General features: G+C 55.7%; 25 protein-coding genes. 15 read left to right on the top strand and 10 right to left on the bottom strand.

The annotated features are described in order from the left end of the window. Positions 1 to 7: 7 nt before the first annotated feature. A complete protein-coding gene (locus AUC45_RS02145) occupies positions 8 to 664 on the bottom strand; it encodes a CAP domain-containing protein (RefSeq protein ID WP_197409486.1) in 657 nt (218 codons plus the stop codon). A 134-nt stretch (positions 665 to 798) separates the two neighbouring features. Between AUC45_RS02145 and hemW the strand changes: the two genes are divergently transcribed. From hemW to AUC45_RS02125, 3 genes are all read left to right on the top strand, one after another. Beyond that, positions 799 to 1950, top strand: a complete 1152-nt coding sequence (gene hemW / locus AUC45_RS02135) for a radical SAM family heme chaperone HemW (RefSeq protein ID WP_067598928.1) — start codon at positions 799 to 801, stop codon at positions 1948 to 1950. Further along, a complete protein-coding gene (locus AUC45_RS02130; RefSeq protein ID WP_067597472.1) occupies positions 1947 to 2858 on the top strand; it encodes a tyrosine recombinase XerC in 912 nt (303 codons plus the stop codon). The genes hemW and AUC45_RS02130 overlap by 4 nt, the downstream gene beginning before the upstream one ends. A 175-nt stretch (positions 2859 to 3033) precedes the next feature. Continuing rightward, positions 3034 to 3321 (top strand): GIY-YIG nuclease family protein, encoded by a 288-nt coding sequence (locus AUC45_RS02125; RefSeq protein WP_067597469.1) that lies wholly within the window; start codon positions 3034 to 3036, stop codon positions 3319 to 3321. Between the two features lie 491 nt (positions 3322 to 3812). Here AUC45_RS02125 and gshB read toward each other — a convergent pair whose 3' ends face one another. The 3 genes from gshB to rsmI form a co-directional block, all read right to left on the bottom strand. Further along, positions 3813 to 4763 carry a glutathione synthase gene (gene gshB, locus AUC45_RS02115; protein WP_067597463.1) on the bottom strand — a complete coding sequence of 317 codons (951 nt, stop codon included), beginning with the start codon at positions 4761 to 4763 and terminating at the stop codon, positions 3813 to 3815. A gap of 114 nt (positions 4764 to 4877) precedes the next feature. After that, the gene (locus tag AUC45_RS02110; RefSeq protein ID WP_067597460.1) at positions 4878 to 5237 is read right to left on the bottom strand and encodes a YraN family protein; all 360 of its coding nucleotides are present in this window, start codon (positions 5235 to 5237) and stop codon (positions 4878 to 4880) included. Continuing rightward, on the bottom strand, positions 5234 to 6082 hold the full coding sequence (gene rsmI, locus AUC45_RS02105; RefSeq protein ID WP_067598925.1) for a 16S rRNA (cytidine(1402)-2'-O)-methyltransferase: 849 nt from the start codon (positions 6080 to 6082) through the stop codon (positions 5234 to 5236). The genes AUC45_RS02110 and rsmI overlap by 4 nt, the downstream gene beginning before the upstream one ends. Positions 6083 to 6146: 64 nt before the next feature. Here rsmI and AUC45_RS02100 point away from each other — a divergent pair, with 64 nt between their 5' ends. The 6 genes from AUC45_RS02100 (at position 6147) to AUC45_RS02075 (ending at position 12604) form a co-directional block, all read left to right on the top strand. Continuing rightward, positions 6147 to 7346: a penicillin-binding protein activator gene (locus AUC45_RS02100; RefSeq protein ID WP_067598922.1), complete on the top strand. Its 1200-nt coding sequence runs from the start codon at positions 6147 to 6149 to the stop codon at positions 7344 to 7346. A gap of 78 nt (positions 7347 to 7424) precedes the next feature. Then, entirely contained in the window at positions 7425 to 9413 is a 1989-nt protein-coding gene (parE, locus tag AUC45_RS02095) for a DNA topoisomerase IV subunit B (RefSeq protein WP_067597457.1), read from the top strand. Then, entirely contained in the window at positions 9410 to 9943 is a 534-nt protein-coding gene (locus tag AUC45_RS02090) for a hypothetical protein (protein ID WP_067597454.1), read from the top strand. Before parE ends, AUC45_RS02090 begins: the two co-directional genes overlap by 4 nt. Continuing rightward, positions 9940 to 10305 (top strand): hypothetical protein, encoded by a 366-nt coding sequence (locus AUC45_RS02085; RefSeq protein WP_067597451.1) that lies wholly within the window; start codon positions 9940 to 9942, stop codon positions 10303 to 10305. The genes AUC45_RS02090 and AUC45_RS02085 overlap by 4 nt, the downstream gene beginning before the upstream one ends. A gap of 25 nt (positions 10306 to 10330) precedes the next feature. Then, positions 10331 to 11665, top strand: coding sequence for a serine hydrolase (locus AUC45_RS02080; protein WP_067597448.1), 1335 nt, complete (start codon positions 10331 to 10333; stop codon positions 11663 to 11665). Positions 11666 to 11749: 84 nt separating this feature from the next. After that, entirely contained in the window at positions 11750 to 12604 is an 855-nt protein-coding gene (locus AUC45_RS02075) for a MoxR family ATPase (RefSeq protein ID WP_067597446.1), read from the top strand. Between the two features lie 6 nt (positions 12605 to 12610). Here the strand turns inward: AUC45_RS02075 and AUC45_RS02070 are convergent, their stop codons facing one another. Next, positions 12611 to 14032, bottom strand: a complete 1422-nt coding sequence (locus AUC45_RS02070; protein ID WP_067597443.1) for a methyl-accepting chemotaxis protein — start codon at positions 14030 to 14032, stop codon at positions 12611 to 12613. Between the two features lie 122 nt (positions 14033 to 14154). Here AUC45_RS02070 and AUC45_RS02065 point away from each other — a divergent pair, with 122 nt between their 5' ends. Then, positions 14155 to 15339 carry a VWA domain-containing protein gene (locus AUC45_RS02065; RefSeq protein WP_067598919.1) on the top strand — a complete coding sequence of 395 codons (1185 nt, stop codon included), beginning with the start codon at positions 14155 to 14157 and terminating at the stop codon, positions 15337 to 15339. Between the two features lie 24 nt (positions 15340 to 15363). On the opposite strand, the gene AUC45_RS02060 is transcribed toward AUC45_RS02065, so the two are convergent. Both AUC45_RS02060 and AUC45_RS02055 read right to left on the bottom strand, forming a co-directional pair. After that, complete coding sequence (locus AUC45_RS02060) at positions 15364 to 15834, bottom strand: nuclear transport factor 2 family protein (RefSeq protein WP_067597439.1); 471 nt, start codon at positions 15832 to 15834, stop codon at positions 15364 to 15366. A gap of 23 nt (positions 15835 to 15857) precedes the next feature. Beyond that, positions 15858 to 17060, bottom strand: a complete 1203-nt coding sequence (locus AUC45_RS02055; RefSeq protein ID WP_067598916.1) for an exo-beta-N-acetylmuramidase NamZ domain-containing protein — start codon at positions 17058 to 17060, stop codon at positions 15858 to 15860. Positions 17061 to 17152: 92 nt separating this feature from the next. On the opposite strand from AUC45_RS02055, the gene AUC45_RS02050 reads away from it, so the two are divergent. Then, entirely contained in the window at positions 17153 to 17644 is a 492-nt protein-coding gene (locus AUC45_RS02050) for a TspO/MBR family protein (protein WP_067597436.1), read from the top strand. On the opposite strand, the gene AUC45_RS02045 is transcribed toward AUC45_RS02050, so the two are convergent. Continuing rightward, positions 17641 to 18156, bottom strand: a complete 516-nt coding sequence (locus AUC45_RS02045; RefSeq protein WP_067597433.1) for a hypothetical protein — start codon at positions 18154 to 18156, stop codon at positions 17641 to 17643. The genes AUC45_RS02050 and AUC45_RS02045 overlap by 4 nt on opposite strands. Before the next feature lie 78 nt (positions 18157 to 18234). Between AUC45_RS02045 and tyrS the strand changes: the two genes are divergently transcribed. The 4 genes from tyrS to cysK all read left to right on the top strand — a co-directional run bounded on the left by tyrS (position 18235) and on the right by cysK (position 22207). Continuing rightward, entirely contained in the window at positions 18235 to 19467 is a 1233-nt protein-coding gene (tyrS, locus tag AUC45_RS02040) for a tyrosine--tRNA ligase (RefSeq protein WP_067597430.1), read from the top strand. A gap of 127 nt (positions 19468 to 19594) precedes the next feature. Then, the gene (locus AUC45_RS15825; RefSeq protein ID WP_067597427.1) at positions 19595 to 19933 is read left to right on the top strand and encodes a PilZ domain-containing protein; all 339 of its coding nucleotides are present in this window, start codon (positions 19595 to 19597) and stop codon (positions 19931 to 19933) included. A 134-nt stretch (positions 19934 to 20067) separates the two neighbouring features. After that, the gene (locus tag AUC45_RS02030; RefSeq protein ID WP_233998527.1) at positions 20068 to 21285 is read left to right on the top strand and encodes an MFS transporter; all 1218 of its coding nucleotides are present in this window, start codon (positions 20068 to 20070) and stop codon (positions 21283 to 21285) included. A 1-nt stretch (position 21286) separates the two neighbouring features. Beyond that, positions 21287 to 22207 (top strand): cysteine synthase A, encoded by a 921-nt coding sequence (gene cysK / locus AUC45_RS02025; RefSeq protein ID WP_067597420.1) that lies wholly within the window; start codon positions 21287 to 21289, stop codon positions 22205 to 22207. A 56-nt stretch (positions 22208 to 22263) separates the two neighbouring features. Here the strand turns inward: cysK and AUC45_RS02020 are convergent, their stop codons facing one another. Both AUC45_RS02020 and AUC45_RS02015 read right to left on the bottom strand, forming a co-directional pair. Continuing rightward, the gene (locus AUC45_RS02020; protein ID WP_067597417.1) at positions 22264 to 24528 is read right to left on the bottom strand and encodes a penicillin acylase family protein; all 2265 of its coding nucleotides are present in this window, start codon (positions 24526 to 24528) and stop codon (positions 22264 to 22266) included. A 286-nt stretch (positions 24529 to 24814) separates the two neighbouring features. Further along, on the bottom strand, positions 24815 to 26620 hold the full coding sequence (locus AUC45_RS02015; protein WP_067597414.1) for an acyl-CoA dehydrogenase C-terminal domain-containing protein: 1806 nt from the start codon (positions 26618 to 26620) through the stop codon (positions 24815 to 24817). Positions 26621 to 26628: the final 8 nt, after the last annotated feature.

Raw genomic sequence — 26628 nt, 5'->3', positions numbered from 1 at the left:
CGCAACGCTAATATGCGTACTGGCCCTGCACGTTGCCCGGCGGAGCATAGCGGCAAACTAGATAATCGCGCCCAGAACCGGTTGCGACGCCGCAGCCAAGTCGGGTCGTATCGCGCCAGATGATCTGGGTGTAATGCCCTACGTCGGCCCAATTTCCGGTATTGCTCACATTGGGAAAAGTGCCGTGGACGTAGAATCGTTTTTCATCGATCCACCCTGCTGCCATATACGCATAGTCGAATGCGCCCGCAGTGCCCGCCCATAGGTTCTCGCCCTGTCCCGGACGATCATTGCGATTGCTATGCTGGAACTGGCCCGTGCGCGCCAATTGTTCAGCATAGGCAAGCGCCTGATTATTGAGATCCTGATCTAGCACCAAGGCTGGCGTTCCCACCTCTGCGCGCGCATCGTTGTGCGCTGCAAGCACGATCGCGAGCATTTCATCCTGGCGGCTAGATGACGTGCCTTGGGTGGGCGTCGGAGTTGGCGTGGGCGAAGGAGACGGGCTCGGAGATGGTGACGGGCTCGGCGAAGGAGTGGGCCCCGGCCCCGCCACTGCAGTATTCGCAGAAGAGGCACCGTCCCCACCCCCGCATGCCATCAGAGCTGGCGCCAATGCCAGTGCCAACGCGCTTTTCACGCTTGTGCTCAATGCTACTTTCATCCGACCCATCTTCATTATTATGATTGCCGGACGCTAAGCGGATTAGGTTACTGCAACTTTAGCAAATGGCTGTGCACGCTCGTATTGCTTTGAGAGGTGGCCATTTCCAGACGAAGCGAGGTATGGTGCGCGATATGGCCCGCGCGCTCTACATTCATTGGCCTTTTTGCGAGAAGAAGTGCCCCTATTGCGACTTCAATTCGCATGTCCGCGAAAGCGTGGACCTCGCTGCATGGGAAGCTGCTTTGCTTGCCGATATGCGCGCTGAAGCTGAAGTGGCTGGCGGTGAAACGCTCACTTCAGTGTTCTTCGGCGGCGGCACGCCATCGCTAATGCCGCCTTCACTGGTCGAAACCTTGCTTGGCGAAGCGGAGCGGCTTTGGGGCTTTACAGACGGTATCGAGATCACACTGGAGGCCAATCCATCCTCAGTGGAAGCCGCCAGTTTTGCATCTCTAAGCGGTGCTGGGATTAATCGCGTGTCGTTGGGGGTGCAGTCACTGGATGACGCGACACTGCAATGGCTCGGGCGATTGCATGGCTCGGATGAGGCTTTGGCTGCGCTTGATACCGCTCAGCAGAACTTTGGCAGGGTCAGCTTTGACCTAATCTACGCCCTTCCCGATCAAACACCGGCAGAGTGGCGGGATGAGCTCGCCCGCGCGCTGCGCTTTGGCACGGGCCATCTTTCGCTCTATCAACTCACGATCGAGCCTTCGACCCGGTTCGAAACCGATGTTCGGCGAGGTGTTTTTACGCCTCTTGATCCCGACCTGGCGGCGGATTTGTTCGCAGTGACGCAAGAACTGACCGCGGCGGCGGGTCTCCCTGCTTATGAAACCAGCAATCACGCGCGGCCCGGAGAGGAAAGCCGCCACAACCTCACCTATTGGCGATATCAGGATTATTCGGGCATCGGACCCGGAGCGCATGGCAGACGCGGCGGCGCTGCGACCGTGCGGCACAAGAAGCCGGAAAACTATCTTCGCGCCGTCTCTGAGCGCGGTCATGGCATCAATGAACAGCGACATCTTGACCCGCGCGAGCAGGCGTCTGAAGCTCTTTTGATGGGTTTGCGCCTCGCCGAAGGGATTGATCTTGGTGCGATGGCATCGCGGTTTGGATTGACGAAATCCCAGCTGATCAATCCTGCGAAGGCTGACCATTACGAAAGCCTCGGCCTTGTCTGGCACGAGGGCGATCGTATGGGTGTGACGCAAGACGGCAGCCCACTTCTTGATGGCTTGCTTGGCGAGCTTGTCGCAAACGAGCTGGTGACTTCGTGAGCGTGCCGGAAATACTCGAAGTCTGGCAGCATCACTTGACCCATTCGCTGCGCCGTTCCCCACACACCGTGCGAGCCTACGCCAATGCCGCGCGCAATCTGATTGCGCATTGCGGATCCGAGAGCCTGCAGGACGTCGCCAGGGTCGAATCGTCACAATTGCGCGGGTTTCTGGCCTCCCGCCGCGCAGGTGGTCTCGCCAATTCCAGCGCTGCGCGCGAGCTTTCTGCCGTCAAAGCCTTTATTGCTTTTGCCCGTGCAGAGACTGGCGATCCTGACCCTTCTGCTCCACGAATGCGAGGGCCGCGCCTCAAGAAAGGCCTCCCCCGCCCCGTCACCCCTGATGAGGCAGTGAATCTGGCAGAACTGGTCGAGGGGTCTGCCTGCGAAGACTGGATCGGCGCACGCGACCGGGCCGTGCTGCTACTCATGTACGGATCAGGGTTGCGGATTGCGGAGACGCTGTCGCTGCTTGGCCGAGATGCGCCTTTGGGAGAGACACTTTCGGTTACTGGTAAGGGCGGCAAACAGCGCATTGTCCCCGTCTTGCCGGTGACACGACAAGCGGTGGCTGATTATGTCGAAGCATGCCCCCTACCCCTCGATCCTGACGAGGCCTTGTTCCGGGGCGCAAAAGGCGGCCCCTTGTCGCCCGGAATGGTTCAAAAAGCGATGGCGCGCGCAAGGGTTGCTTTGGGCCTCCCCGATACCGCCACGCCGCATGCTCTGCGTCATTCATTCGCAACGCATTTGCTGGGAGCAGGCGCGGACTTGCGGAGCCTTCAGGAATTGCTCGGCCACGCTTCGCTCGGCTCGACCCAAATTTACACCAAGGTCGATGCCGCGAGCATGTTGGAGACCTATCGCGATGCGCATCCGCGGGCTTGCAAGCGCGCGAAGAAGGTATGAATTCAGGTGCAAATCGGTCCTCGATTCTGTTCGTAAAATCAGCGCTTTCAAGCACCCTTAAGGCCGCGTTCTAGGGTGACAAAACAGCAGCGATAACTCACGCCTCTCCAACTTTTAACCGTCGTCATCCCAGCGAAAGCTGGGATCGCGATCAACAAAGTGCTTACCCTATCACATGGGCGGGTGGGTCTACATCATGAGCAATCGCGTGCGCGGAGTGCTTTACATTGGTGTAACTGCCGATCTGCCTGCTCGTATGATGCAGCACCGAAACGGCAAAGGTTCGAAATTCTGTCGGCGCTATGGTCTCGACTGGCTTGTCTATGTCGAAGAGTGCAGCACAATCGATGCAGCCATCGCTCGTGAGAAGGCCATGAAGGCTTGGAAGCGACAATGGAAAATTGAGCTAATTGAAGCTCGAAATCCTAGTTGGGATGATTTGTTTGGGCGGATCTTAGGCTGAGAGCGATCCCAGCTTTCGCTGGGATGACGATTTGACGAACCCATTGCATCATTGCGAATGTAGCGAAGCAATCCAGAGCGTTGAGCGCCTTTAATCTCAATTGCCGAGTCGCTTTGCTCTTCGCAATGACGAAATTTGTGGCCTATTTCTTAGCAGCGTCCGTCAGCGACACGTTTTGAAAGCTCATTCAAACTCCCTCAAGTCTTGGCTTATTGTACGCTTTCTTTTCCTAACCACATACTCAATTGCAGGAATTATAGCGAAGGGATAATAAGCGATAAAAATAAAAAACAAGCCGTGACCTTCGCCGACAAAAAAATTGACTGAAATTATGTAATACCACTCAATAATTCCGTAGTCGAGAAAGCTAGAAAAAGTTGATGATAGAATTAGGCTCGGCAAAAAAATAAAAAGATAGACTATGTACCTCATGGAATATGGCCTCCGAGCAGCCCCTCAATTCGTAGGATATTCTAGAAAAGTAGGATATTCTAGAAAATACGCCCCTCAATAGCGTCCCAGATCATTCCGGCGACATCGCTTCCGTCAAACTCCGAAATCGCCACAATGCCTGTTGGCGATGTGACGTTGATTTCGGTCAGCCATTTGCCGCCGATTACATCGATGCCGACGAAGGTCAGGCCAAGTCGCTTGAGTTCTGGCCCCATGGCGTCACAGATTTCTTGTTCGCGCTCAGTCAGACCTGTCGCCTCGGCGCTGCCGCCCATCGCGAGATTGCTGCGAAACTCGCCTTCGCCCGGAATGCGGTTGATGGCTCCAGCGACCTCGCCATCGACCAGCACGATGCGTTTGTCGCCTGTCGCCACTTCGGGAAGGAAGGGTTGCAGCATGTGCGGTTCGGGCCAGGTCTGATTGAACACTTCGAATAAAGCGGTGAGGTTTTCGCCGTTTTCAGGGATGCGGAATATTGCTTTTCCGCCATTGCCATGGATCGGCTTCATCACAATCGCACCGTGCTCATCCATAAATCGGCGCGCTTCTTCGGCAGAGCGGGTGACGAGCGTTGGCGGCATGAATTGCCGGTAATTCAACACCATCACCTTTTCAGGCGCATTGCGAACATTGGCAGGGTCGTTGACCACCAGCGTCTCACCCTGAATACGCTCAAGCAGGTGCGTCGCGGTGATATAGCCCATATGGAAGGGCGGATCCTGCCGCATCAGGATGACGTCGATATCCTTGCCAAGATCGAGCCTTTGCCGGTCACCCATTGTCACATGATCGCCTTCAACGCGCTGCACTGTCACGGGCGCGCAATCGGCAAAAAGCCTGTCATTTGCATCCAGCGTCAGGCTTTCGACATGATACTCATACAGCGTATGCCCACGCTCCTGTGCAGCCAGCATAAGCGCGAAAGAGCTGTCGCCCTTGATATTGATATTCTCGATAGGGTCCATCTGGACCGCGACTTTCAGGCTCAATTTTCAACTCCCGCTCATGCTGAGCTTGTCGAAGCATTGTACTTCTATTTCTCGTGCTGGCTTAAAAGGAAATGCAGCCCTTCGACAAGCTCAGGGCCAACGGATGTATTTTGATCAGGGCATCCAGGCGTTGGGGATGTGGCGTGGGCGTGCTCCGGGTGCAAGCAGAAGCACGTCGATTGTCAAATCATCCGTTGTCTCGGCATAATCATAGGCAACCAGCTCCACAGCGGCCGCAACCCGAGCCAGACGCCGCTCGTCAATCGCATCGGTAAGGTCTGCGGAACGCTTGCGCCATTTAACTTCGAAAAAGCCGCAAATGCCGGGTTTTTTGGCGATGAGATCAATCTCGCCAAGCTTGGTCTTGACCCTCTGAGCGATCACCTGCCAGCCCTGCTGCATCAGCCATTGCGCGGCCTCAGCTTCGGCGTCGCGGCCTTTCTGATCAGCGATTACGCGCTTGGGATCACTCACGATTTGAGCTCCACAGCACGCGCGTAAAGCGTTTGACGGTCGATCCCTGTACTTTTGGCGACTTTGGCGGCAGCCTTGCTCGGGCTCAGATCAGCGAGAGCCTCGCGCAAGAGAGCGTCCGGATCATGCCTTGCGTCTTCTTCCACTGGAGGCCCTACCAACAGCACAATCTCGCCTTTGGGAGGATGCGCGGTGTAGTAATCTGATAGTTCGCTCGCGGAGCCTGAGCGGCATTCTTCATGCAGTTTCGTCAATTCGCGCGCTACGGCCACCTGGCGTTTGGGCCAGAGCGAGGCAATCATCTCAAGGCTGCGCGTCAGGCGGGGGCCGGTTTCATAAAAGATAAGAGTGCCCGCGATGCCCGCGAGTTCGGACAGCATATCGCCTTTCGCCTTGTCCTTTACAGGAAGGAACCCAGCAAAAACAAAGCGATCAGTGGGAAGGCCTGATATTGTCAGCCCTGCAATCGCGGCTGAGACGCCGGGGATTGTCGTCACCGGGATCCCAGCGGCGCGAGCCTCGCTTACGAGCCGATAGCCCGGATCGGATATCAGCGGGGTGCCCGCATCGCTCACCAGCGCTATCGCTTCGTTTGACGCACGCTCCAACAAACGATCCCGCTGATCTTCGGATGCATGGTCATCATATCGGAGCATCCTTGTATCGATGCCCAGATGCGCCAAAAGCTTGCCCGTAACGCGCGTATCTTCGCACGCAATTGCATCGCAGCGCCGCAGCACATCGACAGCACGCATCGTTATATCGCCTAGATTGCCAATTGGCGTGGCGACAATATAAAGCCCGCGGCCAAGTGGTTCGTTAAATGCTGATTCAGGCCTTGTGATGCTGTTTGATTGGGTCACAAGGGGTCATTGAACCAGCGCAGAGGGGTCGGCAAGAATGAAAGATATGGATTTTCGCATTTCAGCGGCGGCATCGTCGCGCTCCGGCTTTGGCCGAGCGGCTCGAAATGCTCTGGCCGCCGCGATTGGCGCGGTGGTTCTGGCTGGTTGTTCGGTGATCCCGAAAACGCAGACCGATGCGCCCCCCCCGGTTGCAAGCCCCACCGCTCAGCCGACCACGGGCTTGCCCACCGATGATACGCGGCACCGGGTGGCCTTGCTGCTTCCAACATCGGGAAACACGGGTGCTGTTGGACAATCGCTTGCCAATGCAACGACAATGGCGCTGCTCGATACCAATGCGAACAATCTGCGCATAACGACTTATGATACATCAACCGGCGCTGCTGCCGCAGCGCGACAGGCGATTGCAGATGGCAACAAGCTGATCCTTGGCCCGTTGCTTGCGGACAATGTGCCTGCGGTTCAGGCGGCTGCTCGTCCTGCCCGCGTTCCCGCAATCGCATTCTCAAACGATGCGAGCGTCGCGAGTGCGGATGTGCTCGTAATGGGCCATATTCCCGAACAATCGATCCGGCGTACAGTCCGTTATGCGCGGTCGAATGGTTCCAACCGCTTTTCCGCACTGCTGCCGGATGGTGATTACGGTCAGAAGTCGTTCAGTGCTCTTCAGAACGCGCTTCGCGACTATGGCGGCCAGCTGATTTCGAGCGAAACATATGCGCGCGGCAACACCTCAATTGTCAGCGCGGCGCAGCGCCTACGGTCAAGCGGTGGATACGACACCGTCTTGATCGCCGATGGCGCAAGGCTTGCGACACAGGCGGCAGGTCAATTGCGCAGCGACGGCGCATCAGGTGTGAGGCTGCTCGGCACGGAATTGTGGAGCGGTGAGGCCTCGCTTGCTCAGTCGAGCAATGTGAACGGTGCTCTCTTTTCTGCCGTGTCCGACGGTCGCTTCCGCCGCTTCGCCGATAGCTATAAACAACGGTTTGGCAACAAGCCATATCGGATCGCGACGCTTGGCTATGATGCAGTTCTGCTGACATTGCGTGTCGCACGCGATTGGCGTGTGGGCGATCCTTTCCCCAAATCGCAGCTGTATGATCGCGGTGGTTTCCTTGGCGTTGATGGCGCTTTCCGCTTCAATCGACAGGGTATTGCGGAACGGGCGCTCGAAGTGCGCGAAATCCGTTCTGGCGAGATCGTTCAGGTTGATGCTGCGCCGCAAAGCTTTGGCAGCTGACGCGCAGGCTTCGAGCAATTGCGCATAAGGTGTTGGCCTCTCTTGTGAGGGGGACAGCGTACTGCCTATATCAAGCCCATGTCCGAAGATTTGTTTGATGGCACGCCTGCGTCCAGCGGCGATTATGATTCCTCCTCAATCGAAGTCCTTGAGGGCCTCGAACCTGTGCGCCGCCGGCCCGGCATGTATATTGGTGGAACCGATGACCGCGCGCTGCATCACTTGGCAGCAGAAGTCCTCGATAACGCAATGGATGAGGCGGTTGCCGGCCACGCGTCCCGCATTGAGGTACGGTTGGAGGAAGGCAATCGCCTTTCCATATCGGATAACGGTCGCGGCATCCCCGTAGATGAGCACCCAAAGTTTCCGGGCAAATCCACGCTTGAAGTGATCCTTTCAACTTTGCACTCGGGCGGCAAGTTCTCAGGCAAGGCTTACGCGACAAGCGGCGGCCTCCACGGCGTAGGCGTCAGCGTTGTGAACGCGCTTTCCTCGCACACCAGAGTAGAGGTCGCGCGTGACAAGCAGCTTTATGCGCAAGAATTCTCGAAGGGGCAGACGCTTGGACCGATTGAGACTGTCGGTTCAGCACCCAATCGGCGTGGCACAACAGTGGCATTTACACCCGATACCGAGATTTTCGGCGATCGAGCATTCAAGCCGCATCGCCTATTCAAACTGGCGCGCTCCAAAGCATACCTGTTCGCTGGTGTCGAAATCCGTTGGAAGTGCGCTGAGAGCCTTGCATCAGAGGATGTCCCTGCCGAGGCTGTGTTCAAATTTCCAGGTGGGCTTGCAGATCACTTGGCTGAACAAATCGGCGGGCGCGAATGCGTCACCGCGCAGGCCTTCACTGGCAATCAGGATTTCCCGGAGACGGACGGATCTTCTCAAGGTCGCGTCGAATGGGCGATTGCCTGGCCGCTTTTCTCTGATGGATCGACCAGTTGGTATTGTAACACCGTCCCCACCCCCGATGGCGGCACGCATGAACAGGGCCTTCGCGGGGCCCTGACCAAAGGCCTGCGCGCATTTGGCGAGCTTACCGGCACGAAAAAGGCCAAAGACATCACAGCCGATGATGTGATGACAGGATGCGAGGTTATGCTGAGCGTCTTTATCCGTGATCCGCAATTCCAGTCGCAAACCAAGGATCGCCTGACATCGCCCGAGGCCGCACGCCTTGTCGAAAACGCAGTGCGCGATCACTTCGATCACTTCCTCACCGACAATATGGACCGAGGAAATGCGCTGCTTGGCGAAGTAATGGAGCGCATGGATGAGCGCCTGCGCCGCAAGCAAGAGCGCGAGATCAAGCGCAAGACTGTGACCAACGCCAAGAAGCTGCGCCTGCCCGGTAAGCTGACCGATTGTTCGGGCGAAGGCGACGCCGAAACAGAGCTATTCATCGTCGAGGGCGATTCAGCAGGCGGCAGCGCGAAACAGGCGCGCAATCGCAAGACGCAGGCAATCCTGCCGATACGAGGCAAGATACTGAATGTTGCGAGTGCAACCGCCGACAAAATTCGCGCCAATTCGGAAATCGCGGATCTTGCACTCGCGCTTGGGTGTGGGACGCGAAAGGAATGCGATGCAGAAAACCTTCGCTATGACCGCGTGATCATCATGACCGATGCCGATGTCGATGGCGCGCATATCGCGACGTTATTGATGACGTTCTTTTTCCAAGAAATGCCTGATCTTGTGCGCAAAGGGCACTTGTTCCTCGCTCAGCCCCCGCTCTACCGCCTGACCGCCGGTAAAGAGAGCCGCTATGCTCGCGATGATGCGCATCGGGCTGAGCTGGAAGCGACCGTGTTCAAAGGCAAGAAGGTTGAAGTGGGTCGGTTTAAGGGTCTTGGTGAAATGAACCCGCAGCAGCTACGCGAAACGACGATGAACCCGGATACACGTTCGCTCATTCGCATCACTCTGCCCGCTGAATTTGAAGACCGTGCAAGTGTCAAAGTGCTGGTCGATCAATTGATGGGTCGAAATCCAGAGCACCGCTTCAACTTCATCCAGAACCACGCAAGCGATGTGGACCGCGAGATGATCGACGCATGATCCTTGCGCGACTTGCTCTCCTAGCTGCCTTTCTCACTGCGCCCGCTTTGGCTGAGGAGGAGCACGAAGCCTATCCGTTCGAACGGTTTGAAGGCAGCTGGACACTCAAGGATGATCGCTTCGAGCAAATTTGGGACGGAGCGACGCTCCAGACGCTGTCAATTCCAGGGCACCGCACTGACTGCGCACGCGTAAACACTGGTATGACTATACTGTGTCAGGAGGATGCAGTGGATTTCAAGGGCCATATCCTTTGGGCATTGGACCAAAATAGTGGAACCGTCGCGCACCTATCGCATTTTGGCACATCGAGACTTGGCGATGGTACTGGCAGCCTCGATGACAAAGGCAATCTAACGCTGAGCATTCGGTTTTCTGATGAGCCTGAGGGGACATATCGCGTTTACAGACATGTCTGGTTGTCAGATGATGCGTATGTGATGTTCTCGACCCAGTATGACAGCAGGGGGCAAGCCACCGGCAATTGGTATGGCGGCACATTTGTGAGGATAGAAGACAACGCCAAATGAGCGAACGCAAATTTCCCAACCCCCGCGAAGAGGATATCATGGCGGGTAATCGGCGTTTATCACGGCCAGACAGTTCGCTCCCCGATTGGGAAATGCCCGACACCGCCTATCGCCCAGTTCCAATAGTCTGGTTCACAGGTGCCTTCTTTCTGCATTTCATCGTATCAAGCGCCTTCTTGATGATCCTGCTTGCCCAAGCCGCGTGGGTGCCGATTGTGCTTGCGGCATTGGCAGGCGGAGCAGTCTTCAAATGGACATGGGATCGGGGAATGAGCGGCGCAGGGGCTGGGTGGAAGGTTGCCACGATTATCATGCTTGGCGTCAATATGCTTTACGTTATCGCGGTTTCGTTATCGGTGTGATGCTGCCGCCAAACAGATTTTTGTGATGCGCAATTCTGCTTGTCTGTTTGCCGCTATAGCGCTCGCACTCGGGTGGGCTTTCACGCCTATCCAGGCACAGGAGCATACGCCAGATGCCAGCGAAAGCGCGGAGTTTTCCTCGCTTGAGGATCGCGCCGAGCAAGTCATCGATCTGATCAACGCCAAAATTGAACCCGAGGAGGTTTTCTCGGACGGGTTTCTAGCAGCAATATCGCCCGAACAGATCAAGGGGTTCGCTAAAGGACTCGTCACGCAATATGGAGCCGCGCTCGAAGTAGAGCGGCTGGAACCCAGAATCGGCACACGAGCCGCTTACGAAGTGCGATTTGAACGCGGTATTGCCAAAGGCGGGATCGCGATTGATCCTGCAGCAGACTATGCGGTGAGTGAGCTGCTCTTCACCACGGTTGAGCCCATTATTGCCGATGGCGACAGCATCGAAAAAGTGAAGGCCGATCTGGCCGCCCTTCCCGGCACAGTCAGCGCTTATTTCGGTCCGATGAATGGCGATACGCCTGCACTGTCACTGAATGCAGATACGCCTTTGGGGCTTGGTTCGACATTCAAACTCTATGTCCTCGCTGCGCTTGGCAAGGAAGTCGCTGATGGAGCGCGTAATTGGGATGATATCGTCTCGCTATCCGTCAAAAGCTATCCCAGCGGCATGATGCAGGATTTCCCCCAAGGATCGCCAGCGACACTGTATACCTACGCCAGCCTGATGATGTCGATCAGCGATAACACCGCGACCGATCAGCTCATCAATCTGTTGGGGCGGGAGAGAGTCTACAAGATAATGCTCGTTACTGACCATTCCAATCCGGAACTGAGCGCGCCACTCTTGACGACGCGCGAGCTTTTCCTGCTCAAAGGCGGTGTTAAGGCCCGGCTCGAGACTTATGCTGAGGGCACCCTCGAAGAACGTCTCGCCATTCTCGAGACGATCGAGACAGCTCCGCCCAGCCAGGCGGAGATCCTCGCGGCTTTTTCAGGAAACCCTGTCCGCATCGATGTAGAATGGCTGTCGAGCGCGAATGACCTCATCCGTCTGTTTAAATACATGCGCCAGACAGCTGATCCGCAAACCTTCGACATAATGGGCATCAACAAAGGCATTGGCGAGGAATACCTCACCGGTTGGACTTATGTTGGGCATAAAGGCGGATCAGAGCCGGGCGTGCGCAACCTTACATGGCTTCTCACCGATGAAAACAGCATAGACCATGTTCTGACCCTCGGCTGGAACAATCCGGATGCCGACATCAGCACACAGCAATTGCTCGGATTTGCTCAACGCATTTTGATCTTGGCACAACAGATGGCCCCTGCACCTCGCTAAACAACCAGTCCCCGCGCACTCCCCCTTGCGCGTGCGCACTCAGACCCTTATCGCCGCACAAATTTCAGTCTCATAGGAAAACTCATGGTCGATACCCGTTTCGAAGGCACCAGCAATTACATCGCGACAGAAGATCTGAAAGTTGCCGTTAATGCCGCCGTGACTTTGCGCCGTCCGCTTTTGGTCAAGGGCGAGCCGGGTACAGGTAAGACAGTCCTTGCACATGAGATTTCGCAGGCCATCGACGCGCCGCTGATTGAATGGAACATCAAGTCGACCACCAAGGCCCAGCAGGGCCTCTATGAGTATGATGCTGTTGCGCGTCTACGCGATGGCCAACTGGGTGATGAGCGTGTCCACGACATTCGTAACTACATCAAGCAGGGCAAATTGTGGGAAGCATTCACATCGGAGAAGCTCCCCGTTCTCCTGATCGATGAGATCGACAAGGCCGATATCGAATTTCCGAACGATTTGCTCCAAGAGCTCGATCGGATGAGCTTCGATGTTTACGAAACACAGGAGCGCATCGAGGCGAAGGAACGCCCGATCGTGGTGATCACTTCAAACAACGAAAAAGAATTGCCAGACGCATTCTTGCGCCGCTGTTTCTTCCACTACATCAAGTTTCCCGACCGCGAGACGATGCAGTCGATCATTGATGTGCACTTCCCCGACATCCAGAAGACGCTTGTCAAGAAAGCGATGGATATCTTTTACGAGCTGCGCGACGTGCCAGGCCTCAAGAAAAAGCCTTCAACCAGCGAGCTGCTCGACTGGCTAAAGCTGCTTCTCAACGAGGAGATGCCGCTCGAAATCCTGCAGGATGCAAACCCCAACAGCGCAATCCCACCGCTGCATGGTGCATTGCTTAAAAACGAGCAGGACGTGATGATGTTCGAACGCCTCGCCTTTATGGCGCGGCGCAATCCGACTTGATCGGCATTAATTGAACATGTGTTCAAATCCGCCGAACATATAAGCGAATTTGAAGTCTCCCCATCGACGGCCGTTGATCACGATGGGAACATAGACGTTGCGCACAATCACATAATTTTGGCCATCAGCTTCCTGGCGGAAGACTGACATCCGATAAGGCGCGTTGCTTTGGGCAGCAGCTTTGTCCGCCAAGTCCATGACCATGCGCCCATTTCTGCAGAACCGCGTATCGTGGACCAAATCTCCTGTCGGCGCTTCTGAAAAGCGATCGATATGTGTTGGCATATGGCCATTGGTGTCAGCGCAAACAGCGGCGACACAGTCATCGACTTCTGACACGATGCGGTTCAGGATAGGTTTCCAATGATTGTCTGCGAAAGGCGTCATGCGCGTGGTGAAGCGTTCTGGATTAGAGCCTTCAATGCGTTGGTAATTTTGATCGAAGACGGCATCGGATGTGATTGTGCCTTTTGAAAGGCTGTCTTCCGTAACCCCGATCAGCTCTTTGACGGTTTCCAGCGCATGATCGACCATGATGCTGTCGCGCGGTGAAAGTCCCGCTTGCACCAATTGATCAAACATATCGTTCGCGGTCATTTCAAGTTCTTTGGTGCGATCATTGGCGGTATAGAGTTGTGCTTCGTTGGTTTTTGCGACCTTATCGAAGCTGCTCAGCACATCCTGCACCGAATGGACGTGGCCGCTGATGGTGCTCGTCGACCGAGCAATAACGTCGTTCTGCTTGTCGACCTCTTCAACGAGCTCTCCGACATTGAGAATTGTGGACTCAATCTTCGTTACAGATTCCTTCGCTTCATCGCTCGCAGTGGAACCCGCTTCGATTTTGCCGATGACCTCGCTCGCCTCATCACCCAGCGTGCTGACAGTCTGGGCGATTTCTTCAGTCGCTCTGCGCGTATCATTGGCGAGGCTTTTGACTTCGCTCGCTACGACGGCAAAAGTTCGTCCTGCCTCGCCTGCCCGCATCGCTTCGATGGTGGCATTAAGAGCGAGGATATTGGTCGTCTCAGCAATATCATCGATGTCTTGCGCGCTGCGGCGGACCTGCTCCATAGCGGCGGAAAAGCTCGTGACGTGCTGTCCAAGAGTGTCTACCAGATTGAGCAGAGAATTGATCTTGCCGAGCGAAGACTGGATTAACGCCGTGCCTTCCCCCAACCGCTCGATCGCTCTTTCAGACAGAAGCCGCGCTTCATCGCTCGCTTCAGCGACTTTGGACTGGTCAGCCTCAAGCGCAGCCACAGTTCCGCGCAGCGAATCGTGCTGATCTCTTAGCGATTCCGATGATTGGATTACCGCCTCGACAATTCCGGCGATATCGGTGCAGCCAACAGTCACCGCCCCGCAGCTTTCCGGCATATTCTCCAATGCCTTGGAATTGGTTTTGTCGATGTCGGTTAGCTTCATGATTTGATTGACCCTTGTTGATAGCGCGGGCCTATCCAAACTTGGTTAGCGAAGGTTTAAGGGATTTTGCGCATTCGCCTTTGGGCTGGTCAGCCGGGCAGATGCGCGCTAGTCCGGCGCTCATGTTTTTCAACTTTACAGAAGAATTGCGGGCCGCCGGAATTGGCGCGAGTTTCAAAGAGCATCTGACACTGCTCGAAGCGCTTGATCGCGATGTGATCGACCAGACACCAGAGGCGTTTTACTACCTCTCCCGCGCGACATTCGTGAAGGATGAGGGGCTGCTCGATCGGTTCGATCAGGTGTTCCACAAGGTCTTTAAAGGGATCATGTCCGATTATGGGCAGAACCCGGTTGATATCCCCGAAGACTGGCTGAAAGCGGTCGCGGAAAAATTTCTCTCGGAAGAGGAAATGGCTGAGATCGAGAAGCTGGGCGATTGGGATGAGATCATGGAGACGCTGAAAAAGCGGCTCGAGGAACAGGAAAAGCGCCACCAGGGCGGCAACAAATGGATTGGCACCGGCGGCACGTCGCCGTTTGGCAATTCAGGCTACAATCCCGAAGGCGTCCGTATTGGCGGGGAAAGCCGCCACAAGCGCGCAATCAAGGTCTGGGAAAAGCGCGAGTTTAAAAACCTCGACAACACGAAGGAGTTGGGAACTCGCAATATTAAGATGGCGTTGCGGCGGCTCAGGCGCTTTGCGCGCGAGGGTAATCCCGATCAGCTTGATATCGATGCAACGATTGAAGGCACAGCGAAACAAGGCTGGCTTGATATCCATATGCGCCCGGAACGCCGCAATGCTGTGAAATTGCTCCTGTTCCTCGATGTGGGCGGTTCTATGGACCCATTCATCAAGCTGGTCGAAGAGCTTTTCAGCGCCGCGACAGCGGAATTTAAAAACCTAGAATTCTTCTACTTTCACAATTGCCTTTATGAAGGCGTGTGGAAGGACAACAAACGCCGCTGGCAGGAACGCACCAAGACATGGGATGTGCTCCATAAATATGGCCACGATTACAAAGTGGTGTTTGTCGGCGATGCCGCAATGAGCCCTTATGAAATCACCCATGCAGGCGGAAGCGTCGAGCACATGAACGAGGAAGCCGGCGTCACCTGGATGAAGCGGGTGACAGACACCTACCCCGCGACCGTTTGGCTAAACCCCGTCCCCGAAAAGCAATGGGGCTATTCGCAATCGACCAAGATGATGAAGGAGCTGGTCAATGATCGGATGTACCCACTGACGCTCGACGGGCTTGACGACGCGATGCGGGAGTTGAGCCGCAAGCAGGGGCACTAGAATAGATCGAGCCACACTGCCGCGCTAAGGCAAAGGCTGAATCACTTCCTTAAGTGTCACCCAGCCATGCGGCGCTTTATCTGACTTGACCAATACGATCATGGCTCTTCCGCGCGCGATGCCGCCGTCTGAGCCATCAAGGGGTTTCCATCCGATCGAAAAGCGCGTGATCGAAATTGCGGTGTCTCCGCAGATGGTGAGCGCTTCGCGGTAATTGTCATCGCCCTCGCCGAATTCGAGCGAGACGGACGACAGTGTGTTCGCAAGGTCCGCCTTGAGCGCCTTCTTGCCTTCGAAAAACCGATCGGGCCCAAGTGATTTAATTACATTGTCGTGATGAAACAGAGCGATACGGTCGATATCTCCTGCTTTGAAAGCCTCTCGCACTTCGCGGTTTGTTGCTTCGATTTTGGCGAGCTCTGGTGTTTCGCTGCCCGGCACGCATGTCGCAGAAGATAGCTCTGCCAAGAAAACCAATCCGATCCCGATACTCATAGTTTCCTCCCGATATGTGACCGCTAGTAAAGCAGGTGGTGCCTCACCGCCTGCACCCACGCCGCCTCATCCGCTGATGCCAGCGCGTCCAAATCCCCTGGTGCTGCGCCCACATCGTCCACCCATTCACGCAAAGATGGTCCGCCATTGATGACATCAATCGCGAGAGCATCCTCAGTGTATTCGTATGCGAAGTCCATGCCGCGCCAGATCGCATAATCGGGATAGAGACGCCGGATCACCTTGAATGCGAGCGCTTGCATGCGCCAGGGCTTGAACGCGTCATGGGAGTAGTAAGGTCCCTCTGCATGCACCATCAGGGCGTTGCAGAGTTTGCCAACATGCTTGTGAAAGGTCGGTTCAAACCAGCAATCGCGCACTGCCGCTCCGTTGCACCATTCGGGCGCAATGCGCTGCATTTCAGCCCAGACTGCGGCTGCGTCGATATCAGGAGCGCCAAAGAGAAATTCGAGAGGGCGCGTTGTTCCCCTGCCCTCTGACAGCGTGGCGCCCTCGATCATCACTGTGCCCGCATAACAGCGCGCCATGTTGAGACTGGCGGCATTCGGCGATGGATTGATCCAGATGCGGTCTGTGGGCCAACCATATCCCGGCCCGCCAGGCCGCCAGCCGTCCATTGCTATCACTCGATAATCCACGTCGAGATCAAAATGCTCAATAAACCAATGTCCCATTTCTCCCAAGGTCAGCCCGTGACGCATGGGCATGGGAGCGGCTCCAACAAAACTCTCATTGCCCGGAACCAGCATGGTGCCTTCGACCGGACGGCCAGCGGGATTAGGCCGGTCTAGCACCCAGACCGACTTTCCAGATTTGGACGCTTCTTCAATCAGATAGAGCAAGGTCGTGACAAAGGTATAAATGCGGCAGCCAAGGTCCTGAAGGTCAAATAGAAACACATCTGCGCTCGACATCATCTGCCCCGTCGGGCGGCGCACTTCGCCGTATAGCGAGAAAACTGGAATGCCGTATTTGGCATCGGTTTCATCTTCGGTTTCGACCATATTGTCCTGCTTGTCGCCCTTTAGCCCGTGCTGCGGGCCAAAGGCGCTCGTGACATTCACGCCCGCAGCGATCAAAGCATCGAGCGAATGTGTAAGATCTTCCGTCACGCTCGCGGGATGCGCGACGAGCGCCACTCGTTTCCCCTTCAATTCACCAAGCAATTGCGGGTCTGCCAGGAGGCGGTCGATTCCAAATTTCACTGATGACATCATGGAAAGCGACGTGGAACACACTTTATCCAAAGGCAAGCTTTGCGTTGGAACCTGTTCGCTCGCCAATCGCTTAACTTGATATGGACTACACTGCCCTGACCTTTGCGCTGCTCTATGGAATTGGGCTTAACGCTGCCGGAGGCCTGCTAACCGATCTGAGCGATTGGTATCATTCGCTTGAAAAACCGTGGTTTCAGCCGCCCGGTTGGGCGTTTGCACCAGCATGGACGATTATCCTCGGGCTTGCAGGTTGGGCGCTCTATATCGGGCTCACCGAAGCTGCCAATGCTGGGCAGTACAATGCGGTCGCGATTGCTTTTGGCATCAATGCGGTGCTGCATTTTCTGTGGTCGCCACTGTTCTTCAAGTTTCAGCGACCCGATTGGTCATTTATCGAAAACTTTGCGCTCATCGCCTCATGTGCAGCACTGATTTACATGCTCGCCCCAATATCTGAGTTCGCCGCTTGGCTTATCGCGCCATACTTGGCGTGGACGTGCTTTGCGCAGGCGATCAATTACGGTGTGGTGAAGCTAAATGGGCCGTTTGGCAAAGACGCTGCCGAGGCTTAACGCTCGACAATCATCTGGCGGCACGCTTCGGAATGGAATTCCGGCTTACCAGGACCAAATGCGAGTGCCCAATACTGCATTCCGCCATCAGCATGTTCGACGATCGCATTGAGCGCGACCTGCGCTGGAGAAGGCAATTCGGCAGTGATGCTGGCTTTCAAAATTAGCTCGTCATCCGAATCTGAACAGGACACCGAGATTGCATCCACCGGCGCATTGCGCATCCCTTCGCGAAAGCTGCCGAAATTGTAAGCGGCCCAGCGTGTTGACGGGGACAAATTGAATTCTCGGTAGTCAGCACCGCCCACAGGCTGCCAGAAAATCTCAAAGCAGGTGGTTTTCCAAAGATCATCCATCCGCTCTGCCGGCGCGTGCGCTGGAACCTTGATGCCCGCGATCCGGCCATCAAGGCGAAACTCCGCCTCGCAACCATTCGTCGTGGGAGTAAGTGCGGCAGTTACAGCCCTTATCGGGCCAAGATCACATGTGTGATGAAGCATGAGGGGTTGCATGGCGCCCCTATCGCGAATGCGGATCAGATCGGCAAGTCACTTCCCCCACGCTCGCCTCGCTGTTAAGCGCGTCGCCCTATGACACAGGCTTACGAATCCGATCTGCTCCGTTTGCTCGATGAACGCGGCTACATCCATCAAATAACCGATCCTGGCGCTCTTGATGAGCTTGCCGCGAAGCAGATCGTGCCGGGATATATCGGCTTTGATGCGACTGCTCCCAGTCTCCATGTTGGCAGTCTGGTGCAGATCATGATGCTGCGCCGGCTTCAGCAAACAGGGCATAAGCCGATTGTCGTGATGGGCGGCGGTACTACGAAGATTGGCGATCCTTCGGGCAAGGATGAAAGCCGCCAAATGCTGACCCCTGAGATTATTGATCAGAATATCGCCAGCATCCGCACGGTGTTCGAAAAACTGCTCACATTTGGCGATGGCCCAACCGACGCCATTATGGTGAACAATGACGAGTGGCTTTCCCAACTCGGCTATGTCGATCTGCTGCGAGATGTTGGCCCGCATTTCACGATCAATCGGATGCTCACCTTCGATTCCGTGCGCCTAAGGCTGGATCGAGAGCAGCCGCTGACTTTTCTCGAATTCAATTACATGATTCTTCAGGCCTACGATTTCGTCGAGCTTGCGCGGCGCTATGATTGCAGACTGCAGATGGGCGGCAGTGATCAGTGGGGAAACATCGTAAACGGGATGGAGCTCGGGCGCCGGCTAGAGGGTCGTGATTTGTTTGGCCTGACAACGCCGCTTCTCACCACCGCAGATGGTGGCAAGATGGGCAAAACGGCTGCGGGCGCTGTTTGGCTCAATGAAGACGCTCTGCCAGCTTACGATTTCTGGCAGTACTGGCGCAACACCGATGATCGGGATGTTGGACGGTTCTTGCGACTGTTTACCGATATACCGCTTGATGAGATTGCAAGACTGGAAGCGCTGGAAGGTGCCGAGATTAACGAAGCCAAGACAGTGCTCGCCAACGCGGTAACTGCTATGGTGCGCGGGGATGACGCTGCCAAAGCTGCAGAAGCAACCGCGCTTGAAACATTTGCTGGCAGCGGCGCGGGAGAAGACCTGCCTACGATCAGTGTTGGCCCTGAAGGGAAGCGTATCGGTCTTGTTTTGACAGAGATTGGCTTCACATCTTCAAATGGTGAGGCCAAGCGCAAGCTGGCCGAAGGCGCGGTGAAACTGGACGGAAAAACAGTGATTGATGCCGGCCTCCTGGTGACCGTGGCTGGCGATGAACCGATCCGCATTAGCCTTGGTAAAAAGAAACACGGGCTCGTTATCCAATAGTTTCAATCATCAAAGCCCGCGGTCAATTGCGGTGACCGCAATCAAAAGTGTCCCAGCGACTTTACCAAATATCAGCCTTTTGCATGCATTTGTCAGTTCAAGAACTTATTACGGAGGTAGGGGCGCTGTGTCTGCCGGAGCTAATTTGAACATCACGGACCTGCGCCGGGCGGCCCGCCATCCGGTCGATTTTCCTGTAATTGTGGAGCACCATACGCATGGCGATTTGAGCCTGCATGTGTGCAACATGTCTGCGCATGGCTTTATGGTCGATGATGCGCACACACTTAATCGCGGTGATCGTATCATTATTCGCCTGCCTATTGTTGGCCGGATCGAAGCCTATGTGATGTGGACGAAGGACGAGCGCGCGGGATTTCAATTTGAGCGCATCATCCGCCTCGATGATTTCATGACCATAGTGGACGCACTGCAGCCTAATCCGCGCCTCAAGCGCCGCCGCTAAACCTCGCGACGAACTTCATCATCAGCTTGGCAGAGCGCTAGCTGAATGCCATGGGGCCGTGAGTGAGTACGCGAGCCCCAACCCATCCGATCCAGGTTCACAATTTTCGTGCCTACCTGACGTCGCGTTTTGCGATGACGTTGGGCCAATATGCGATGATCCTTATCATCGGATGGCAGGTTTACAATCTGTCGCGCGAAGCGGGAATGTCGATTGCAGAGGCATCAGGTCAACTGGCTCTGATTGGCTTGCTGCAATTCTTGCCGCTGTTCGTACTGACGCCATTTACGGGACTTGCGGCGGACAGGTTTGATCGGAGAAGCATCGGTTCGCTCACCATTGTTCTCCAATTCAGCTGTGCGGGCGTTCTATGGTGGTTCACTGCGGCTGAGACAATGACGCTGCCAGTTCTTTACGCGGTCGCCGTTGTGCTGGGAATTGCGCGCGGCTTTGCTGGCCCTGCTCTATCGGCCCTTGCTCCCAACCTTGTGCCCAAGAGCTTGCTTCCCACCGCCATCGCCTTGTCGACTGTCGGGTGGCAGGTCGGCTCAATCCTTGGCGCGGCCATGGGAGGGTATCTCTATTCGATTACTCCATCGCTCACTTACAGTGTTTCAGCAGGGTTGTTCGCCGTTGGGTTCATAGCTCTCAGTCTTGTGGGCAAAGTCCCGCAGCCTGCCTTGCGCAAAGACCAGCGACCGATCGGGCAGATTGTTGACGGCATGCGCTATGTCGGCCGCAACAAGATGGTTCTGGGTGCAATCACGCTTGATTTATTTGCAGTTTTCCTCGCCGGTGCCAACGCACTGCTGCCGGTATTTGCGCGTGACATATTGCAAGTCGGCTCCACCGGCCTTGCACAACTGGCAATGGCGCCAGGCATCGGGGCGAGCCTTATCGCCGCCTACTTCTCTTTCCGACCACTTCGCACCAATGTCGGCCCCAAAATGCTGGGCGCGGTGTTCGTCTTTGGCCTTGCGACCATTGTCTTCGCGTTTTCCAAGATAATGCTGCTGAGCCTAGCCATGCTGTTCATCATAGGCGCAGCCGATATGTTCAGCGTCTACGTGCGCCAATCATTGATCCAGCTGCACACCCCGGATGAAAAACGCGGCCGTGTCTCGTCGGTCTCCATGATGACAATCAGTGCTTCAAACGAAGGCGGCGATGCATTTTCTGGCGCACTTGCCTTTGCGATTGGTCCGGTTGCAGCCCTCGTTGCTGGAGGTGTCGGCGCTATTGTAACCGTATTGATGTGGAGCCGAATATTCCCCGTATTGAGGACAACGAAAACCTTCGATCCTCCGCCAGACCTGCTAGAAGAACGTCAAACATCACCCAAGGGAGCATGATATGAAAGCCGCCAACATACTCGAGACAATCGGCAACACTCCACATATCCGCCTGTCGCGGCTGTTCCCAAATCACGAAGTCTGGCTCAAATCAGAGCGGTCCAATCCCGGCGGATCAATCAAGGATCGCATCGCGCTTGCTATGATTGAGGATGCGGAAAGCTCCGGCAAACTCGCGCCCGGAGGCACTATTGTGGAACCCACCAGCGGCAATACGGGCATCGGCCTTGCCATGGTTGCAGCGGTGAAAGGCTACAAGCTCGTCCTCGTGATGCCAGAAAGCATGTCGATTGAGCGTCGCCGTCTGATGCTCGCATATGGCGCAACCTTTGATCTGACGCCAAAGGAAAAGGGCATGAAAGGCGCCATCGAACGCGCAACGGAGATTGTCGAGAGCACATCGGGCGCCTGGATGCCAAGCCAGTTTGAAAACGGCGCAAACCCAGCAGTCCACGCGCGCACGACCGCCAAGGAAATCCTTGAAGACTTTGCAGAAAGCCCAATCGACGTGATGATAACCGGCGTAGGCACAGGCGGACATCTGACTGGCTGCGCGGAGGAACTCAAAAAGCATTGGAGCGATTTCAAGGCCTATGCCGTTGAACCCGAAGCATCGCCCGTGATCGGCGGCGGCGAACCCGGCCCCCATCCGATCCAAGGCATTGGTGCAGGCTTTATCCCTGACAACCTCCATACCAACGCGATTGACGGTGCGGTCGCGGTAAATGCCGACGATGCAAAGGAAATGGCTCGCAGGGCCGCGGCTGAAGAAGGCATGCTGATCGGTATCTCATCTGGAGCAACACTGGCTGCGATTGCGAAAAAGCTTCCTGATTTGGACGCTGGTGCGCGGATCATCGGCTTCAACTACGACACCGGAGAGCGATATCTTTCGGTGCCAGACTTCCTGCCGGTTGAGTAAACACTTAGCCTTGTAGTGTTATTCGCTCCTACGCGAAGATGACGATCAGATTCGTATCATTCCGTTAGCCTAATTGGCTCCCCAATTCGCGCAGCTGCAATCTCGTCATCACTGAATGGTAGTCGGTGCCAATTCTGTTCTGCATAGGCCCGCGTCTGGTCGGCATAGTGCGGCGATGCGGGATTGGTGGATTGCGAATAGCTGAGGATTGCTTCGGCGATTGGGCCATCTTCATCAAAGCTCACGATCTGGATGTAGCTTGATCCATGAACTGGGGTCAGACCGCCTTCAATCGGGCGTGATCGTTGCATGTTGAGCACGCCAGCGGTTCCCGGTCCTCCGTGGATGGCGATGCGATCATCGCCTGCAAGACGCACTTGAACTTCGCCCCACGGCGCGTCGAGAGCGATGCTTGCGGCCTTTATCTCCTCTGCTGCCTCCTTCAGCGCGTCCGAGATCCCCAAGAAGTTACCCTGCCCTTTAACATAGCCGCTAGGCGTATTGAGTGGGTCTTCAGGATCAAACGGCACTTCCCAAAGATCGGAGCGGTTACGGACCTTGTTCCAGAACTTCACGAACAGATAAGCACCGCGGCTATCAGCCTCAAACTGGCGATCCCATTGAGCGAGCGCAGAGCAAGCATCTGCAACGCGGGCAAAGCTCGTGCACATGCCCAAGGCATCATCAACGACCATGTCAGCTGCCAGGCTCTTATTGCCAAACGTTAGCGCCTTGGCGCGTTCATGATCCATATTAGCTTCCGCAAGGCTATTTTCGGTTTCCTTGAAATTGGACCGTGTGCGAAGACTGAGTGCCTTGCGGTACTCTCCCAAGATTGGTGACAATTCGCGGTATGGCTCGCCTGCATGGCTCAGCCAGTAACTGTCATTGGAATTGGTCACATAATCGCGGCGCGTGCGCGATGCTTGGCTCTCGGCGGGCAACAGGCCTGGATAAGGCGCGGTTGTCTCGCGTGTTTTCCAATCGCAGTCTTTTCGCGATCCATCGAGCAGTGTCACTTGGCTAGCCACCATCGCTGTAAATGGTGTCGAGCAGACCTGTATTAGTTCCTTGGTCACATTAGGAACGACAGTGATGTCAGCATGGAGCGCATTGCCCTCACGGTCCGCTGCGATTGTGTTCACCCATGGGATGCCGAGTGTGTCGCTTACGGCATCCTCAATTTCGCCCACATTTCTCGCGCGGCCTATTCCAAGCCAAGCATCAAGCGCGCGTTGATTGCCCGAATTGGCATCGCGCAAGGCGAAGGCGAGCTGTTTAGACCATTCAACACCGCTTCCCGGCAAGGTGATGACGGGGCCGAACTGAGTGGAATAGAGCGTGCGAGTGATTGGCTCCGCGCCATCGGGCACAGGCACGCTGATTGTGCGCGCTTCCATTTTTACCGGCTCGCCATCGACCATGTAGGTGGTTGGATCGGTGGGCGACAATTGCAGTGCATAGACGGTGAAGTGCCGGGCCGCAGTGACTGTGTGCGTCCACGCAATATCCTTGTTAAAGCCGAGCGTTGGAATTGGAGTGCCCGCGATGCCGACGCCCATCACATCGTACCCGTCCGGCCCGCGTACGTGCATTTGCCAGAACCGTGACGGCCCTTCCCATGGGAAATGGGGATTGCCGATGATGAGGCCTCTTCCATCTGCCGTTGCTTCGCTGCCAAAGGCCCAACCATTGCTGCCAAACGTCGGCTCATCCTTGGCTGGGAACGTTAGATCAAGCGCTGCTTGCGGTTCTCCTGGAGGCGCGGCGTTTGCGATCCCGCCTGCAAGAGCGAGAGAGCTGGCAAGCAGCATCTGCTTTTCGTTAAGCCGCAGCACATCGTCATACGTGAGAGGTTTTACCCAGGCTTTGCCGCGGCATTCTTCAGGAAGGCCATCTTCGCCAGCATCTCGCAGGAAGCGGTTGTATCCAGCGATATACCCTTCAAAAAGCTGACGAGTTTCGCTGCTTTGGTTTTGCGCATTTTCTCGCAGAACCTTCAAGTCCATTTGGCTGCGATAGAAGACATCGGACGAGACATTGTCCATCTCGCGGAAGCCTAGGACATTCTTGCCCTCGGGGCCGAAATGGAGCGATCGCGTTCCTGCGACGGTCGCGAATTCTTCAGCCAGCATGCAGATATTGTCCTCCGCATACGCATATGCGACGCCGTACCCGACGCTCCGCCAGTTATCCGCCTCGATATGGGCGATGCCATAGGTCGTGCGGGTGATGGTGGCGTCGTATTCTTGTGCGGTGACGGTGGTGGGTGCGGTAAAGCCGACCGCGGCTGCTGTCAGGCTGAACGTCCAAGCGCGCATGTATTCTCCTCTCGCCCCGTGGGTCTTCTGAGGCGACGCTAGGAGAGGCTCCGGATTTACACAAGCCAGCCGACGGCAGTGGACGCAGACGATTTTCCTACATCTTGGATGAGTGCTAGTTTCGCCGCGGGGTTATCTACGCAGAATTTGCAATGTGGCAGGATGGAGAAAGCGCTTTAGCCTCCTTCCCGAATGTACTTAGTCGACGAATCAGACATGAAGGCAAAGAAAAAGCCCGGCAGGCGAAAACCTGCCGAGCTTTATGAGAGACTGTTCTGGATTGCTTTTATGCAGCGGTGGCAAATGCCTCTTCAGGAAGAGCCATCATGTTGTCGCTACCCGCTTCAAGCTTGCGACGAAGCGCACCGGCGTCCGGCAAGTACCGCTCAGTGTAGTATGCAGCGGTCGTCAGCTTTGCCTCGTAATAAGCGGCATCTTCTGGCGAAGCTTCGAGAGCAGCCTTGGCCACTTTCGCCATCTTGAGCCACATAAAGCCAAGGGTCACAATGCCCATGATGTGCATGTAATGGTGCGCACCGGCGCCGAGGTGGTTCGGGTTGGCCATCGCGTTCTGCATAAACCAGCCGGTTGCTGCTTTCTGCTCGCCAAGCGCCTTTTCCACCTTCTCGGCCATTTCAGACAGACCCTCTATTTGCTTCGCGGAGGAGATTTCTTCCTCAACCGCGGCAAAGTAAGCCTGAACCGCGCGGCCGCCATTGGAAGCCAGCTTACGTCCGCAAAGGTCCATAGCCTGAACGCCATTGGTGCCTTCGTAGATCATCGCAATCCGGCTATCGCGCACGAATTGCTCCATGCCCCATTCCTTGACGTAGCCATGCCCGCCATAGACCTGCTGCATGTTGTTCGCGATGTCATAGCCCTTGTCAGTGCCATAACCCTTGATGACAGGCGTCATTAGACCAATCAGGTCATCAGCGAGCTGGCGCTCTTCTTCGGTTTGCGCTTTGTGGCTCAGATCCACCTGAAGCGCTCCCCAGAGGCACAGTGCACGCATGCCTTCGTTGAAGGCTTTTGCATCCATGAGCATACGGCGAACATCGGGGTGAACAAAGATAGGGTCAGCCTTTGCGTCCTTATCAGCAGGACCAGTAAGCGCCCTGCCCTGGCGACGATCCAGCGCATAGGTGACAGCGTTTTGGTATGCGACCTCAGCTTGTGCGAGACCCTGAATCCCGACACCAAGACGCGCCGCATTCATCATGACGAACATAGCGGCAAGACCTTTGTTCTCTTCGCCGATTAGCCAGCCTTTGGCACCGTCGTAGTTGAGAACGCAGGTGGAATTGCCGTGGATGCCCATCTTCTTCTCAATCGAGCCACACGAAACACCATTGCGCTCACCCGGTTCACCATTTTCATCGAGAATGAATTTGGGGACGACGAAAAGCGAGATGCCTTTCGAGCTGTCCGGCGCGCCCGGTGTTTTCGCAAGAACAAGGTGGATAATGTTGCTGGTAAGGTCATGTTCACCTGCAGAAATGAAGATCTTCGTGCCAGTAACCGCATAAGAACCATCCGCCTGTGGCTCCGCTTTTGTGCGAATCATGCCAAGATCGGTGCCGCAATGCGGCTCTGTCAGGTTCATCGTGCCAGACCACTCACCAGAGATCATCTTGGGCAGATACATCTCTTTCTGCTCTTGGCTACCGGCCGCTGCTAGAGCTGCTGCAGCGCCGCCGGTCAGGCCTGGATACATGGCGAATGCCTGGTTGGCAGTGCCCATGTACTCTTCAAAAGCGAAGCCCATGACGTGTGGAAGGCCCTGCCCGCCGAACTCTTCAGCGCCGGTCAAAGTGGTCCAGCCACCTTCCACCATTTGCTCGTATGCCTCTTTGAAGCCGTCGGGGGTCGTGACGCTACCGTCTTCGTGGCGCGTGCAACCTTGCTCGTCACCAACTTGGTTGAGTGGTGCCAAAACCTCAGAACAGAATTTGCCAGCCTCGCTGATGACTGCATCAATCATGTCAGGCGTCGCATTCTCGAAACCCGGCAGATTGCCGTAGCTTGCAAGGTCAAGCATTTCATTGATTATGAAACGCGTGTCGCGTGTTGGAGCGGTATAAGTTGGCATCACAAGAT

Source organism: Erythrobacter sp. YT30, assembly GCF_001542875.1.
GTDB lineage: Bacteria > Pseudomonadota > Alphaproteobacteria > Sphingomonadales > Sphingomonadaceae > Erythrobacter.
The sequence above is the reverse complement of the archived record's forward strand: the minus strand, read 5'-3'. Positions and strand labels throughout refer to the sequence as shown.

Excerpts from the sequence above, each read along its gene's own strand:
- AUC45_RS02080 (WP_067597448.1), top strand. The coding sequence starts at position 10,331 with ATGCGCAATTCTGCTTGTCTGTTTGCCGCTATAGCGCTCGCACTCGGG.
- hemW (WP_067598928.1), top strand. The coding sequence starts at position 799 with ATGGCCCGCGCGCTCTACATTCATTGGCCTTTTTGCGAGAAGAAGTGC.
- AUC45_RS02015 (WP_067597414.1), bottom strand. The coding sequence starts at position 26,620 with ATGCCAACTTATACCGCTCCAACACGCGACACGCGTTTCATAATCAAT.
- AUC45_RS02030 (WP_233998527.1), top strand. The coding sequence starts at position 20,068 with ATGACGTTGGGCCAATATGCGATGATCCTTATCATCGGATGGCAGGTT.
- AUC45_RS02065 (WP_067598919.1), top strand. The coding sequence starts at position 14,155 with ATGTTTTTCAACTTTACAGAAGAATTGCGGGCCGCCGGAATTGGCGCG.
- AUC45_RS02070 (WP_067597443.1), bottom strand. The coding sequence starts at position 14,032 with ATGAAGCTAACCGACATCGACAAAACCAATTCCAAGGCATTGGAGAAT.
- AUC45_RS02045 (WP_067597433.1), bottom strand. The coding sequence starts at position 18,156 with ATGCAACCCCTCATGCTTCATCACACATGTGATCTTGGCCCGATAAGG.
- AUC45_RS02060 (WP_067597439.1), bottom strand. The coding sequence starts at position 15,834 with ATGAGTATCGGGATCGGATTGGTTTTCTTGGCAGAGCTATCTTCTGCG.
- AUC45_RS02085 (WP_067597451.1), top strand. The coding sequence starts at position 9,940 with ATGAGCGAACGCAAATTTCCCAACCCCCGCGAAGAGGATATCATGGCG.
- AUC45_RS02050 (WP_067597436.1), top strand. The coding sequence starts at position 17,153 with ATGGACTACACTGCCCTGACCTTTGCGCTGCTCTATGGAATTGGGCTT.
- AUC45_RS02090 (WP_067597454.1), top strand. The coding sequence starts at position 9,410 with ATGATCCTTGCGCGACTTGCTCTCCTAGCTGCCTTTCTCACTGCGCCC.
- parE (WP_067597457.1), top strand. The coding sequence starts at position 7,425 with ATGTCCGAAGATTTGTTTGATGGCACGCCTGCGTCCAGCGGCGATTAT.
- AUC45_RS02145 (WP_197409486.1), bottom strand. The coding sequence starts at position 664 with ATGAAAGTAGCATTGAGCACAAGCGTGAAAAGCGCGTTGGCACTGGCA.
- tyrS (WP_067597430.1), top strand. The coding sequence starts at position 18,235 with ATGACACAGGCTTACGAATCCGATCTGCTCCGTTTGCTCGATGAACGC.
- AUC45_RS02020 (WP_067597417.1), bottom strand. The coding sequence starts at position 24,528 with ATGCGCGCTTGGACGTTCAGCCTGACAGCAGCCGCGGTCGGCTTTACC.
- AUC45_RS02125 (WP_067597469.1), top strand. The coding sequence starts at position 3,034 with ATGGGCGGGTGGGTCTACATCATGAGCAATCGCGTGCGCGGAGTGCTT.
- AUC45_RS02075 (WP_067597446.1), top strand. The coding sequence starts at position 11,750 with ATGGTCGATACCCGTTTCGAAGGCACCAGCAATTACATCGCGACAGAA.
- AUC45_RS02100 (WP_067598922.1), top strand. The coding sequence starts at position 6,147 with ATGGATTTTCGCATTTCAGCGGCGGCATCGTCGCGCTCCGGCTTTGGC.
- cysK (WP_067597420.1), top strand. The coding sequence starts at position 21,287 with ATGAAAGCCGCCAACATACTCGAGACAATCGGCAACACTCCACATATC.